Genomic DNA, 14,094 nt, shown 5'->3' on the forward strand with positions numbered 1-14,094 from the left:
AAGACCATGGGAGTGCTGCGTCCGTTCCTCAAGCTCTACCACCGCAGCGAGGTCCGCGGTCTCGACACATTCCCGGCCGGCGGTGCCCTGGTGGTGTCGAACCACTCCGGCGGCCTGTTCGCGATGGACGTGCCGGTATTCGCGCTCGGCTTCTACGAGCACTTCGGCTATGACCGGCCGGTCTACACCCTAAGCCATGACCTGGTGCTGACCGGCCCCACAGCGGGCTTCTTCAAACGCAACGGCTTCATCCACGCCAATCACGAGAACGCCGATGAAGCCCTGCGCTCCGGCGGCGTGGTGGTGGTCTTCCCCGGTGGCGATTACGACGTCTACCGGCCGACCTTGGCCCAGAACAAGATCGACTTCGACGGCCGCACCGGCTACGTCAAGGCCGCCATCAACGCCGGCGTTCCGATCGTGCCGACGGTGGCGATCGGCGGGCAGGAAAGCCAGATTTTCCTGTCCCGCGGGACCGGCCTGGCCAAGACGCTGCGACTGGACAAGCTGTTGCGAGCGAAGATCCTGCCGATCTCGTTCGGCTTCCCGTTCGGACTCAGCGCCGTCATCCCGGTGAACGTGCCGCTGCCCACCAAGATCGTGGTCCGCGCGCTCGAGCCGATCAACATCACCGAGCAGTTCGGCGAAGACCCCGACATCCACGCCGTCGACGCCTATGTGCGCGGCGTCATGCAACGGGCGCTGGACGAACTGGCCGCCGAACGTCGCCTTCCGGTGATCGGCTGATGGACCTGCTGTCCCGGTTGACGTCCGTCGGCGACGCCGTCGTCACGCTGGCCAAGGCCGGCTTCCTGACCCCGATGCGTCCCGACCGGACGGTCGCGATGGTGAATGCCGCGCGCGCCGAGGGCTTGTCGATCGCCACCGGGTTCGCGACCGCCGCGGCCCGCCGCCCCGACAGTCCCGGCCTGATCGACGAGCTGGGCACCCTGACCTGGCGTGAACTCGACCAGCGAGCCCATGCACTGGCAGCCGCGCTGCAGCAGTTGCCGGGTGGCACACCCGAAGTGGTCGGCATCATGGCCCGCAACCACCGCGGGTTCGTCGAGTCGCTGATCGCCGCCACCCGCATCGGCGCCGACGTCTTGCTGCTCAACACCTCGTTCGCCGGCCCGGCGCTGGCCGAGGTGGTCAACCGCGAACACGCCGACGTCGTGATCTACGACGAGGAATTCACCGGATCGGTGGACCGGGCAGTGGCCGACCGGCCGGAGGCCATCCGCATCCTGGCCTGGACCGACGAGGCGACGGACGCACCTACCGTCGAAAAGCTGATCGAGGCGCATTCGGGTCAACGGGCGGCCAAGAGTGAGCGCAACAGCAAGCTGATTCTGCTGACCTCCGGAACCACCGGAACGCCCAAGGGCGCCAAGCACTCCGGCGGCGGGGCGAGCAATCTCATCGCGATCTTGAGTCGCACGCCGTGGCGGCTGGGCGAGACCACCGTGGTGGTCGCACCGATGTTCCACGCCTGGGGCTTCTCGCAGCTGGTGTTCGCCTCGGCGATGGCCTGCACCGTGGTGACCCGGCGCAAGTTCGATCCGGAGGCGACGCTGGCCCTGGTCGACAAGTACAAGGCCACCGGCTTGTGTGTGGTTCCGGTGATGTTCGACCGCATCATGGACCTGCCCGATGACGTTCGCGCCAAATACAGCGGCCGCACACTGCGGTTCGCGGCCTGCTCGGGATCGCGGATGCGGCCCGACGTCGTCACCAAGTTCATGGACGAATTCGGCGACGTCATCTACAACAACTACAACGCCACCGAAGCAGGCATGATCGCCACCGCGACCCCGACCGACCTGCGGGCCGCACCCGATACGGCGGGAAAGCCTGCCGTGGGTACCGAAATCCGGATCTACGACGACGAGTTCAACACGGTTCCCACCGGCGAGGTCGGGCGGATCTTCGTGAAGAACTCCACCCAGTTCGACGGCTACACCTCCGGCAACACCAAGGACTTTCACGACGGCTTCATGTCGTCGGGCGACATCGGCCGCCTCGACGACGCGGGCCGGCTGTTCGTGGTGGGCCGCGACGACGAGATGATCGTCTCGGGCGGTGAGAACGTGTACCCGATCGAGGTGGAGAAGACGCTGGCCGGGCACGCGGAGGTGGCCGAAGCGACGGTGCTGGGCGTTGACGACGAACAGTTCGGCCAGCGGCTGGTGGCCTTCGTGGTCCTCACCGACGGCGCGACCGCGAACCCGGACGACCTGAAGGCGCACGTCCGGGAGAACTTGGCCAACTACAAGGTTCCCCGGGAGATCACCATCCTGAGTGAACTGCCGCGCGGAAGCACTGGCAAAATCCTGCGTAATGAACTCATCGCTCACACGGCTGACGGCTGAGCTGCGGCGCCCGCGCCCGCTGGCCCGCGCGCTCGTCGAACTGGCCAATGCCGCCAACGGATTTCGCCCACTGGGGCGCCAGGGCTACAAGACGCTGGTGGTCTTCTCCTTCGGCTGGCCCACCTCGGAAGTACCGATGCTCTACCTGGGCGGCTCCGTTCTCGACGCGGCACGGCGCGGCCTGCGCGGCGACTTCCGCGGCCGGCGAGGTGCCGCCGCCCTTGCGCTGACGGCCGCGTCATGGCTGTTCTTGCTGGCGATCCAGCGCCGCAATGTGACCACGCCGCGACCGGTGTTGCGCGACGCGCTGACCGAAGGGCTCGGCGAGAACTTCACCGATGTTCTGGAAACTCTTCCGAGCGCGCCGTCCCCGTCGGGCCGACCCACGGCCTGGCGCACCACGTGGTCGCGTCGACGCTTCGTCGACAAGACGAGCACGATCAGCTACGGACCGCACGGCCGGGCCAATCTGGCCGACGTATGGCGCCGCCGCGACCTCCCCCGCGAGGGCAAGGCGCCGGTGCTGCTGGAGGTTCCCGGCGGCGCGTGGGCCATCGGCTGGCGCCGCCCTCAGGCCTACCCGTTGATGAGCCACCTCGCCGACCGCGGCTGGATCTGTGTGGCGATGAACTACCGGGTCAGTCCGGCGCACACCTGGCCGGACCACATCGTCGACGTCAAGCGTGCGCTGGCGTGGATCAAGGAAAACATCGCCGACTACGGCGGCGACCCCAATTTCGTTGCCATCACCGGTGGTTCAGCAGGTGGGCATCTGGCGGCGCTGGCTGCCCTCACGCCCAACGACCCGGAGTACCAGCCTGGGTTCACCGATGCCGACACCTCCGTGGTGGCCGCGGTCCCGGTGTACGGCCGCTACGACTGGTACACCACGCACGGCAACGGCCGCCGCCAGTTCATCGGCTACCTCGAGCGCCTCGTCGTCAAGCGGCAGTTCAGCCGGTTCCGCGAGATCTACACCGCCGCATCACCGATCCGCCGGTTGCGCGCGGACGCACCGCCGTTCTTCATCCTGCACGGCGAGCACGACTCGGTGATCCCGGTCGACGAGGCGCGGGATTTCGTCGGCGAATTCCGCCAGGTGGCGCAGGCGCCGGTGCTGTATGCCGAATTGCCCGGCGCGCAGCACGCTTTCGACATCTTCTCCTCGCCGCGGGCACATCAGTCCGCCGAAGCGGTCGGACAGTTTCTGTCCTGGGTATACGCGAAGCGGATGAACAAGGGGGAGCATGCGTAAACACATCCGACGGGTCCGTGATGTCGGGCTGCGCCGATTGATCATTGCCTCCGCGCTGCTGGTGGCGGTGATCGCGGCGAGTGTCGCGGGGTATCTCACCAGCAGGAACAACACCGACCAGGAAAGTTACTTCGGCGACGGGGACAATCCGGACCGGGTCAACGTCACCGCCTGGATCACGAAGGTCGACTCAGCGACACAACAACTTTCGGTGACCATTATCGATGTGGCAGCGAGCGGTAAGCTGGCCGACCCGGACGGCAACTTCGCCCAGGATGTGACGCTGACGACGGCCGCGATCGGCAATTGGAAAGCCGAGATCAAGGCCGGCGATCCCGCCCCCGATATCGATCAGAAGGTCGGCGTCGACGGCGCGGTCACCGACTACCCGTTCGACCGGTACACCGGACGGCTCGAAGTCCATGTTTACGGCGCCGACGGAAGCAATATTCCGGTGGCGCTGACCGTGATCAACACCGACCCCTTCTTCGGGCTGAACACCTCGGCAGGAACATCCCAGAACGGCGGCGTGCTGGTGAATCTCGGTCTTCATCGCAGCATGCCCACGATCATCTTCGCGGTGTTCATCATGGTGCTGATGCTCGGCCTGGCGATCGGCGCGGTGGTGGCTGCCTTCTACATCCTGAACTGGCGGCGCGGCCTGATCTTCCCGGCCTGCTCCATGATGGCCGCGATCCTGTTCGCGTTGATCCCCTTGCGCAATGCGGTGCCCGGCAATCCGCCGATCGGTTCGATCATCGACTTCGGGTCGTTCTTCATCGCGGAAGCGGTGATCTCGATTTCGCTGATCTCCAGCATCGTCGTGGGCTTCCGGCACCAGCGAAAGATTGAGCTCGCCGAAAGCGCCACCACCGAGGTGCTGGACGAGACCCCGCTCGAGGACACCCCGACGGTGGCCGCGGAGCGACCCTAGGCCTGAGCCATCGCGGTCTCGACGACCGCGAGTTCACCGGAAAGCCCTGCCGCCACCCGTATTTCGGAGAATGCTGCCAGCATGGCCTCGGTGACCTCGTGCGGGTCGCCGACCGTGGCGCTGTCGGTGAGCACCGAGATGTTGAGCTGGTCGACATAGCTCCACACTGTGATGTTCATCCCGCTGCCGGTGGTCAGCGGACCGACGGAGTAGATCTCGGTGACCAGCGCGCCGCCGACCCGGCCGTGTTCGCGCGGGCCGGGCACATTGGAGATCGGCAGATTGAGCACCTTGTTCTGGCCGTCCTTGGTGGACAACCATTTGAACAACGCTTGAGCCGGCGCCGGCGGGAGGTAGGTGGACCACCGGCTGATCAGTTCCGGCCCGATTAACTGATGGCTCTCCTTGGCCAGCACTGCGGCGTCGTGCGTCTGCCGCACCCGCTCCAGCGGATCGGCGACGTCGACCGGGACGGCCACCATCATGCCGGTGAAGTAGTTGCCCGACACCCGATCCGGGTCGAAGTTGAAGCTCACCGGCACCGACGCCAGCAGCGGGTGATCGGCCACCCCGTCGTAGCGCAACAGCAGTGTGCGTAAGGCGCCTGCGGCGGTGGCCAGCACCATATCGTTGATCGTGACGCCGAGGAGCTTGCTGGTCTCTTTCACTTCGGCGAGTGCCAAAGTTGCTGTGGCGAACCGTCGTTCAGGGGTGAGCATGTGGTTGAGGAAGGACGGCGGCGGGGTGAAGGGCATAGTCAGCTCGGGCGACAGCTTGCGGTTGCTGCGTCGCACCCGGGCCATACCATCGGCGGTGTACTTCATGACACTCGGCAATTTGGCGATCTGCCGGAAATGGTCGGCGAACGCCGAGCGCACCAGCTCACCGCGCCGGGGTGAGGGGTCGGTCGAGAAATCCTGGTCCGGGTCGGGTCCGCTCTGCAGATCCATTCCACGCGCCATCAGGTTGCCGGAGGCGACTCCGTCGGCCAGCGCATGGTGGATCTTGCCGACAACGGCAATGCGGCCGTTGGCAAGGCCTTCGACGAAGTACATCTCCCACAGCGGGCGGTCCCGGGCCAGCGGCGTGCTCGCGATCTCGCCGATCGCCTCATCCAGTTCGCGCCGGCCGCCCGGCTCTTTCACCCGCCATGGGCGGATGTGGTAGTCGAGGTCGACGTCGCAGTTCTCCCGCCACATCGGGTGGTGGAACTTGAACGGGATGTCGATCAGCTGATAGCGGAACGGGTCGAGCTTGTAGAGCCTGCCCCGGATGACCTGACGGAACTCTTCGACACCGAAGGTACGGTCACCGAGGTCCTGCAATTCGATGATCGCCACCTTGAGGGTGTGCATGTGCACGTTGGGAGCCTCGCTGTACAGCAACACAGCATCCCAGCCACGCAATCTCTTCATCCGTGCGCCTCTCCGCCCCTGCCCCGTCCCGATTCGGGACGATACAGCCGAGTAGGTCTCAGATGACCTCTTTGGTGGACATCGCCGCACGGTCACGGTGAATGCGATTGAGGAACAGGCCGATTGCAGTGGACACCGACCCGGTGCGGGCACCGTCGGTCATGTCGAAACCGTGTCCGGCACCGGGCAGTTCGACATATCCGACCGGCGCGTGGGACACGCTACGCAACCGCTCGACGAAGCTCTGGGCCTGCGCGACGGGAATCACGCTGTCACCGGAGCCGTGCACCACCAGGAACGGCGGCGCCTTGGGATGGATCCGCGCGATCGGCGAGGCCTTGCGGAACAGGTCGCCGTGCTTGCTCTGCTTCTTGTTGACCACCACGCGCTCGAGGAAGTCCACGAACCGGGTGCGTTCCGGCGTCGAACGGTCTTCCCAGTCGTACCGGCCGTAGATGCCCACGACGGCGTCGACGGCGGTGTCCGAACCCTCCGGCAGGTGTTCCTGGAACTCGGGGTCGTCGATGGTGAGTCCGGCCAGCGCGGCCAGGTGACCGCCGGCCGAACAGCCGGCGACGGCAACGAAGTCACGATCGCCGCCGAACCGGTCGACGTTGGCGCGAGCCCAGGCGATCGCCGCCTTGATGTCGTGGATGTGCTGCGGCCACGGGTGGTGCGGTGCCACGCGGTACTCCACCGACAGGCACACCCAACCCTGCGCGGCCAGATGCGACATCAGCGCGTAGCCCTGCAGGATGCGGCTGCCGTGCACCCAGGCGCCGCCCGGGACGAACACGAGAACCGGTGCGGGCTCGGCGGGCAGATCCTTGCGCCGCCAGACATCGAGGACCTGGGTCGGGTGATCGCCGTAGCGGACGGACGAACGGTAGAGATGCTTGCGGTGCTCCAGCGCCCTCGCCACCGGCGGCTTGGTGTCGGGTGCCGGCCAGTCGATCTGCAGGTCCTCGGGCAGCACCACACCCCGCAACCCGGACTCCGCAACCTGGCGGGTGCTTTCCCGCTGAACCCGGCGTACCCGCCCGGCGTCGGGCGCCAGCCACGACTTGGCGGCCGCGCCGAGGAGCTCGGGCATCTGCTTGGCACCCCAGACACTCATGGCGCTCAGCGCGCCCAGCGGTTCGAGATGCTTGCCGACTACCGGCAGCTGGGCGGAGGCCATGCTCATCGCCATCAGGTAGTCGGCCGGACCCGCCTGCATCAGCCAGCGGGCTGTCGTCCACGGATTAACCGTCATGGCGCGAAGCGTACCCCGCTGGCACTTTCTGAAACGACAAATTCTTCGGAATGTTCACTGCTTTGCTGGCCGAATCGAGATTCAGTCGTGCCCAGCGAATCCCGCGGTGCGCCAGGGTTTGCCCGGACGTCAGTGTTCGCTCAGTGTCCGGCGTTTCGCGCCAGCTCGATTGCGAATGAATTCACGAAGTGGCCAGGGCCCGGATTTCCCCGGCCGCAGGACCCGTCGGAGTCGCCCGGACGCTTGACCCACAGGAACGCGTCGATATGGCCGTTTCCGGTGTTGGTGGTGGGCTGGACGCCCAGCGCCCGGCCGCTCGGGTTGCACCAGTACAGTTCGCCGTCGGCAGGTCCGTTGCCGTTGCGCGAGGTGTCGATGACATACGGCTTTCCCCCGGTCATGCCGGAAATCGCTTCGCCGTAACCGATTTCCTCATCGGTGGTGAAGAAGTTGGACACGTTGAGGCTGAAGCCGCGGGCTTTCTCGATACCCACCTGGTTGAGCCGGTTGGCGATCTCGTCGGCGGGCAGCCAACGCGAGTGTCCGGCGTCGACATACACGGCGGCGGCGGGGTTGCGGGTCAGCGTGTCCACGCCGTAGCGGATGAGGTCGAAGCGCTCCTGACGCGCGCTGGGCGACAGGCAGTCGGCCATATCCAGCGCGTCCGGTTCCAGGATGATCGTTACCGGGCCGCCACCTATCTGGGAGGCGACGCGGTCGATCCACCCTCGGTAGGCGTCGCCCGAGCCGAATCCGCCTGCCGCGAAGCTGCCGCAGTCGCGGTTCGGCAGGGAGTAGATGGCCAGCATCGGCATGGCGCCCGCCGCCCAGGCCCCGTTGAGATAGGTACTCACCGCAGCGGCCGGGACCAGGTTGTCGATGAAGTAGGCCTGGGGGGTGTTGGCGATGTAGGCCAGTTCGGGGCTGTCCGGATTGGCCTTTGATGCCCGCATGGCTGCCGAGTTCGGGTCGACGTAGAACGGCGCTCCGCCGATCGGCGCGGCGTCATCCACGAGACGGATGGGGCCGGTGTGAACCGGGGCGGCGGAGAAGACCAGCCCGGCGACGACGGCGACGGCGAACAACGGAGCGATCCACCGTGCGACGGCACCGGTAGCGAAGGACATCACCGGAGAAAAGCTAGTGCGCACCGACGGCAAACGCCAACTGTCAGGCGCACCGAAAGGCACTTCTTCCCTACACTCAGGTGACCCTGAAGGAGGCCGCGATGGCCGAGGCCGCAGATGTGATCTACGTGGGTGGCGACATCGTCACCATCGACGACCGCAACCCGTCGGCGACGGCGCTGGCCGTGCAGGCCGGCCGGATCGCAGCGGTAGGCGACCGGGACGAGGTGACGGCGGCGCACCGGGGGCCGGGCACCCGAGTGGTCGACCTCGACGGGGCGACGTTGCTGCCCGGTTTCCTCGACCCGCACAGCCACTACATCAACTCGCTGACCGTCGCCAATCAGGTGAACGTCTTCGCGCCGCCGGCCGGACCGGGCTCGAACGTCGAGGCCATCCTGGCCTCCCTCAGGTCGTTCCGGGACTCACATCGAGTGCCGCCGGGCGAGATGATCGTCGCCTACGGCTACGACGACACCCTGATGCCTGGCGGGCGGACGCTGCACAAGGAAGATCTCGATATCGACTTCCCCGCCAATCCGGTACTGGTCGGGCATGTTTCGATGCACGGCGCCGTACTCAACTCGGCGGCAATGCGGATGTTCGGTATCACCGCGGACACCGTCACCCCGGCAGGCGGTGTGATCGTCCGCAAGGACGGCTCCACCGAGCCGGACGGACTGGTGATGGAGACCGCGTTCTTGCCGATCTTCGCCGCCATGCCCAAACCGACACCGTCCCAAGAGATCGCCTGGAGCAAGGCGGGCCAGCTGCTCTATGCGGCGGCGGGCATCACGACCGCGCATGAGGGTGCCACCCACGCCTCCGACGTGGAACTGATCTACCGGGCCGCCGAAGGCGGAGCGACCCTGATCGACGTGGTGGCCTATCCCTTCATTCTGGAACTCGACGAGGTGCTGCAACGCCACCCCGCGGAGACGTTCGGCAGCTATCACAACCGGGTCAAGCTCGGCGGGGTGAAGGTCACGCTCGACGGCTCACCGCAAGGCCGCACCGCATATTTCACGACGCCGTACCTGGCCGATGGCCCGGACGGGCAGCACGACTGGTGCGGTGAACTCGGCTTCTCCCAGGAGACGGTCAACGGCTGGTTCAAGAAGGTCTACGACCTCGGCCTGCCGCTCGACATCCACGCCAACGGAGACGCGGCCATCGACGTCGCGCTTGCCGCGCATGAATTCGCGGGCGCCGGTGATCTCGGCAAGGACCGTCTCACGGTCATGGTGCACTCGCAGTTCGTACGTCGAGATCAACTGCGGCGCTACGTCGACTACCAGATCACCCCGTCGTTCTTCACCCCGCACACCTTCTACTTCGGCGACGCGCACGTACGGTTGCGCGGCAAGACACAGGCAGATTTCCTGTCCCCGATGCGCGCGGCGATAGACCTGGGGCTACACCCCACCAACCACACGGACTTCGTTGTCACGCCGCTGGATCAGCTGTTCGTGGTGTGGACCGCGGTGAACCGGATCTCGCGCAGCGGCGAAACCATCGGCGCCGACCAGCGCGTCACCGCACTGGAGGCCTTGAAGGCCATCACGATCAACGCCGCGCGCCAGTACCGCGAGGCGGATACCAAGGGCTCGCTCGAGGTCGGCAAACTCGCCGATCTCGTTGTGCTGGACGATAATCCGCTGACAGTTGACCCCATGATGATCAAGGACATCAGCGTCGTCGAGACGATCAAGGAAGGTTCGACGGTCTACCGGGCATAGCTCACGGCGTGAGCAGGACTTTGACGACCTCCCCCGACCGCGCCGCGACGGCGGCATAGCCGTCGGCGGCCTGCTCCAGCGGCATTGTGGTGGTGAAGATGCCGTCGACGTCGAGGCGACCGCTCTGCAGCAGCGGGATGAGTTCCGGCCAGGTCTGCTGCACCGGCGCGGTGGTCATCCGGAAGGTGAGGCTGCGCAGCAGGGCGGTGAGCGCCGGAAACGGGTACGGGTTGAGGTTGTGCACCCCGACCACCGACACCGTGCCGCCGGCACGCACGGTGGCCAGCGAGTCGTCGATGGTCGTGTCGTTGCCGACGGCATCGATCACCGAGTGCGCCCCGAGACCGCCGGTCGCGTCCATGACGGTCTGCGCAGCGGCCGGTTCGATCGCGATCGCACCGAGGCGGGCGGCCCGATCCCGACGTTCGGCGACCGGGTCGACGGCGTAAACCGTTGCCGCACCTTGGAACAGCGCGCTGCGCACCGCGCACAGCCCGACCGCACCAAGTCCGATGACCACCGCTGTGCCGCCGAGCGGGATGTCAGCACGCTTGGCGGCGATCCAACCGGTGGACAGGTTGTCGGTGAGCAGCAGGGCCTGCTCGGTGTCGATGCCCTCCGGCATCTTGAGCAGTTGGAAGTCGGCGGCCGGGACGGCCATCAGTTCGGCCTGCGCGCCGCCGAGCACCCCGGAACCGAACACCTGCGGACCCGACGCGCACAGGATCGGATCCTTGGTCGCGCATCCGGTGCAGGCGCCGCAGCCGGCCACCGAGGACACAATGACCTGGTCGCCGACCGTCACCGTGCGCACGTCCGAGCCGACCTCGACGACCGTCCCGATGGCCTCGTGGCCCAGCGAAACAGGCTGGAAGAGGGGGTAGTCACCCTCATAGAAGTGCAGGTCCGAGCCGCAGATCGCGGCCGCCGTCACCTCGACGATCGCGCCGGTCGATCCGGGCAGCACCGGATCGGGCCAGTCGTCGACCCGGACCGATCCCGGCGTGTCGATGAGCACCGCGCGCATGGTGTCCTCACTCTCCCTTTGTCACAACGAAGTTCGACCATTCCGGGGTGCGCACCGCATTCCAGTAAACCGGCAGCCGCCACGGGCTCACGGTGTGGATCTCCCCGTCGGGGTTCTTGAAGTACGAGTGTTCGATCGACGGGTGCGCCCACACCATCAGGTTGATTTCGTCCTGGTGCTTGCGGTGCCACGCGTCGGTGGCTTCCGCGGTCGGTTCGATTGTCTGCCAGCCGTTTTCGATGATGTCGGCCAGACAGCTGTTGATGTAGCGCATCTGCAGCTCGGAGTTGAAGATCAGGCTGCCGCCGTGTGCGAGGTGATTGCCCGGGCCGTACAGCATGAAGAAGTTCGGGAAGCCGGGCACGGTGATACCCAGGTAGGCGGCGGGCCGCTCACCCCAGGAGGCGCGCAGATCCACCCCGTCGCGACCGGTGATCTGCATCGGGTAGAGCACCTCGGTGGCACGGAACCCGGTGGCGTACACGATGACGTCGATCTCGCGGGTCACTCCGTCGGTGGTCACCACACCGTGCGGCGTGATCCGCTCGATCGGGGTCCGCACCAACTCCACATCGTCGCGGCGCAGGGTGGTGAGCCAGGTTCCGTTGTCCTGCAACGTGCGTTTGCCGGTCGCCGGATAGTTGGGCAGCACCTTGGCCAACAGCTCCTGGTCGTCGCCGACTTGGGTGGTGATCCAATCGGTGAACATCAGGCGGGCCATCGCGTTCATCTCGCTGACCGCGTAGTTCGGGTCGTCGGGGTGGACGTAGTCCGGGTCGGAGCGGGCCGCCTCGAGACCTTTGTCCGCACCGGGCCACAGGAGCAGGAATCGGTACCAACGGTTGTAGTAGGGAAGGTGATTCATCGCCCACCGCACGCCGTCGGGGACGCTGTCGTGGTACATCGGGTTGGGGAACATCCACTGCGCGGTGCGTTGGAACACGGTCAGATGGGCCACCCGGTCGGCGATCGCCGGAGCGATCTGGAAGCCGCTGGCTCCGGCACCGATGAGTGCGACGCGCTTGCCGGTCAGATCCAGGGAATGGTCCCACGCCGCGGAGTGGAAGGCCGGGCCCTCGAACGTGTCGGCGCCCTCGATGTCGGGCAGCGCGGGCCGGTTCAGCTGACCGACCGCGGTGATGACGGCGCGGGCGTCGATCGTGGATCCGGTTCCGTCCTTGTCTCGCACGATGACTCGCCAGATTCCGTCCTCGTCGCTCCACTCGGCCGAGACGACCTCGGTCTGCCAGCGGACATTGGCGTCGAGCTGGTGGCGGGCGAGCACGGTCTCGAAGTAGGCCCGCAGCTCGGGCTGTTCGGCGAAGTAGTGTGACCAGTCGTTGCTCGGCTCGAAGCTGTAGCAGTAGAAGTGATTGGCCACGTCTACCCGGGCACCGGGATAGCTGTTCTCCCACCAGGTTCCGCCCGGGCCGGCGTTCTTCTCCACGATCGTGAACGGGATGTTGGCCTGCTTGAGCCGGATGCCGGCGAGCAGACCCGATTCCCCGCACCCGATCACGACGACCGGGAAGTCGGCGGTCGCGGCGGGGTCGAGCGCGACGGGGCGGCGGGGGTCGACGTCCTCGAGGTCCATCTCCTCGAGGACCATCGGACGGTACTCGTCGTCGACGTGCTCGCAGGCCGTCCAGTCCAGCATCTCGCCGATCAGTTCCGGGCTCAGCGGCACCGGACCCGGGCAGCCCCGGTCGCGGTAGTCGGCGATGATCGGCAGGGCGAGCGCCCGCGCCTTGACCTTGTCCTCCTCGGACATGAAGCCCTGCACCTCGTTGAGGAATACACCGGCCTGGGTGAACTCCCGGATGAAGCGCGGATCGCCGGTGATGTGGACCAACGACAACAGCAGCGTGGGAATGCTGACCTGCTCCAATGCCGCCGCGATCTCCTCGTCGGAAGACGTGAACGGTTGGCCCGCATACGGATTGGTCGTCATCGACGGTGTCCTCTCACCCAGCGGCAATTACGCTACGCACAGTTCCGTAATTGCCGCCACCACGATACTGTCGGCGCCGTCGAGGATCAAGGTCCAGTCCTAGGATGCGGTCTTGCATACTGGGCGGCGTGGCGAACACCGACATCCATCCCGAACTGCGCAAAGCCGCGCGGTTCACCCCGCGTGCGCTGATCTCCCCCAGGACCCTGCCGGTCCTGCGGCGGCTGACGGGCCTGCAACGACCGAAGAACGACGGGGTCGAGGTCCTGACGTTGGAGTCGGGGATCGGTATCCGGCTCTATCGGCCTGCCGGTGCGCCCACGACCACGCCGGCGCTGCTGTGGATCCACGGCGGCGGCTATGTCCTGGGGACCGCGGCGCAAGACGATGCCCTGTGCCGCCGGTTCGTCCGGGCGTTGGGCATCACGGTCGCCTCCGTCGACTACCGCCTGGCGCCCGAGCATCCGTACCCCGCTCCGCTCGAAGACTGCTACACAGCCCTGCAGTGGCTGGCCGGGCTGCCCGCCGTCGACGCCGACCGGATCGCGATCGGCGGGGCCAGCGCCGGCGGCGGACTTGCGGCCGCACTCGCGCTGCTGGCCCGCGATCGCGATGGCGTGAAGCCGGTCTTTCAGCTGCTGGTCTACCCGATGATCGACGACCGCAGCGTGGGTCAGCACCTCAACGATCCGGGACAGCGACTCTGGAACGCCACCAGCAACCGGTTCGGTTGGCAGGCCTATCTGGGTGGCGCCGATCCCGAGATCGCGGCGCCCGCGCGGCGCACCGATCTCGCCGGATTGCCACCGGCCTGGCTCGGGGTCGGCACATTGGACCTGTTTCACGACGAAGACCTCGACTATGCGGCGCGGCTGCAGGCGGCGGGTGTGCCGTGCGAAGTCCACGTGGTTCCCGGCGCCTTCCACGGGTTCGACGGGATCGTCGCGAAAGCCGACGTGTCCAAGGCGTTCTTCAACAGCCAGTGCGAGAGCCTGCGCATGAGTTTCAGGAGCTGAGCC

11 protein-coding genes are annotated in these 14,094 nt (G+C 66.6%); 6 read left to right on the forward strand and 5 right to left on the reverse strand.

Annotated elements, in window-relative coordinates; all coding sequences use genetic code 11:
* Positions 1-6: 6 nt before the first annotated feature.
* From BST42_RS04900 to BST42_RS04915, 4 genes are read left to right on the forward strand one after another with little or no spacing between them, the layout of a single operon-like run.
* Positions 7-747: a 1-acyl-sn-glycerol-3-phosphate acyltransferase gene (locus BST42_RS04900; protein WP_276009813.1), complete on the forward strand. Its 741-nt coding sequence runs from the start codon at positions 7-9 to the stop codon at positions 745-747.
* Positions 747-2,372, forward strand: a complete 1,626-nt coding sequence (gene fadD12 / locus BST42_RS04905) for an acyl-CoA ligase FadD12 (RefSeq protein ID WP_083117447.1) — start codon at positions 747-749, stop codon at positions 2,370-2,372. The genes BST42_RS04900 and fadD12 overlap by 1 nt, the downstream gene beginning before the upstream one ends.
* Positions 2,341-3,627 carry an alpha/beta hydrolase gene (locus tag BST42_RS04910; protein ID WP_083117448.1) on the forward strand — a complete coding sequence of 429 codons (1,287 nt, stop codon included), beginning with the start codon at positions 2,341-2,343 and terminating at the stop codon, positions 3,625-3,627. The genes fadD12 and BST42_RS04910 overlap by 32 nt, the downstream gene beginning before the upstream one ends.
* A complete protein-coding gene (locus tag BST42_RS04915) occupies positions 3,620-4,561 on the forward strand; it encodes a DUF4436 family protein (protein WP_237159252.1) in 942 nt (313 codons plus the stop codon). The genes BST42_RS04910 and BST42_RS04915 overlap by 8 nt, the downstream gene beginning before the upstream one ends.
* On the opposite strand, the gene BST42_RS04920 is transcribed toward BST42_RS04915, so the two are convergent.
* The 3 genes from BST42_RS04920 to BST42_RS04930 form a co-directional block, all read right to left on the reverse strand.
* Complete coding sequence (locus BST42_RS04920; RefSeq protein ID WP_083117449.1) at positions 4,558-5,976, reverse strand: WS/DGAT/MGAT family O-acyltransferase; 1,419 nt, start codon at positions 5,974-5,976, stop codon at positions 4,558-4,560. The genes BST42_RS04915 and BST42_RS04920 overlap by 4 nt on opposite strands.
* A gap of 58 nt (positions 5,977-6,034) precedes the next feature.
* Positions 6,035-7,231, reverse strand: coding sequence for an alpha/beta hydrolase (locus BST42_RS04925; protein WP_083117450.1), 1,197 nt, complete (start codon positions 7,229-7,231; stop codon positions 6,035-6,037).
* A gap of 140 nt (positions 7,232-7,371) precedes the next feature.
* The gene (locus BST42_RS04930) at positions 7,372-8,358 is read right to left on the reverse strand and encodes a glycoside hydrolase family 6 protein (RefSeq protein WP_083117451.1); all 987 of its coding nucleotides are present in this window, start codon (positions 8,356-8,358) and stop codon (positions 7,372-7,374) included.
* 101 nt (positions 8,359-8,459) lie between these two features.
* Here BST42_RS04930 and BST42_RS04935 point away from each other — a divergent pair, with 101 nt between their 5' ends.
* A complete protein-coding gene (locus BST42_RS04935) occupies positions 8,460-10,097 on the forward strand; it encodes an amidohydrolase (RefSeq protein WP_083117873.1) in 1,638 nt (545 codons plus the stop codon).
* Position 10,098: 1 nt separating this feature from the next.
* Here the strand turns inward: BST42_RS04935 and BST42_RS04940 are convergent, their stop codons facing one another.
* Positions 10,099-11,124 carry an alcohol dehydrogenase catalytic domain-containing protein gene (locus BST42_RS04940; protein WP_083117454.1) on the reverse strand — a complete coding sequence of 342 codons (1,026 nt, stop codon included), beginning with the start codon at positions 11,122-11,124 and terminating at the stop codon, positions 10,099-10,101.
* Positions 11,125-11,131: 7 nt separating this feature from the next.
* Positions 11,132-13,075, reverse strand: coding sequence for a flavin-containing monooxygenase (locus BST42_RS04945; RefSeq protein ID WP_083117456.1), 1,944 nt, complete (start codon positions 13,073-13,075; stop codon positions 11,132-11,134).
* Between the two features lie 128 nt (positions 13,076-13,203).
* On the opposite strand from BST42_RS04945, the gene BST42_RS04950 reads away from it, so the two are divergent.
* Entirely contained in the window at positions 13,204-14,091 is an 888-nt protein-coding gene (locus tag BST42_RS04950; protein ID WP_165760783.1) for an alpha/beta hydrolase, read from the forward strand.
* The last annotated feature ends 3 nt before the right edge of the window (positions 14,092-14,094 follow it).

The organism is Mycolicibacterium rhodesiae, assembly GCF_002086695.1.
GTDB classification, from domain to species: domain Bacteria; phylum Actinomycetota; class Actinomycetes; order Mycobacteriales; family Mycobacteriaceae; genus Mycobacterium; species Mycobacterium rhodesiae.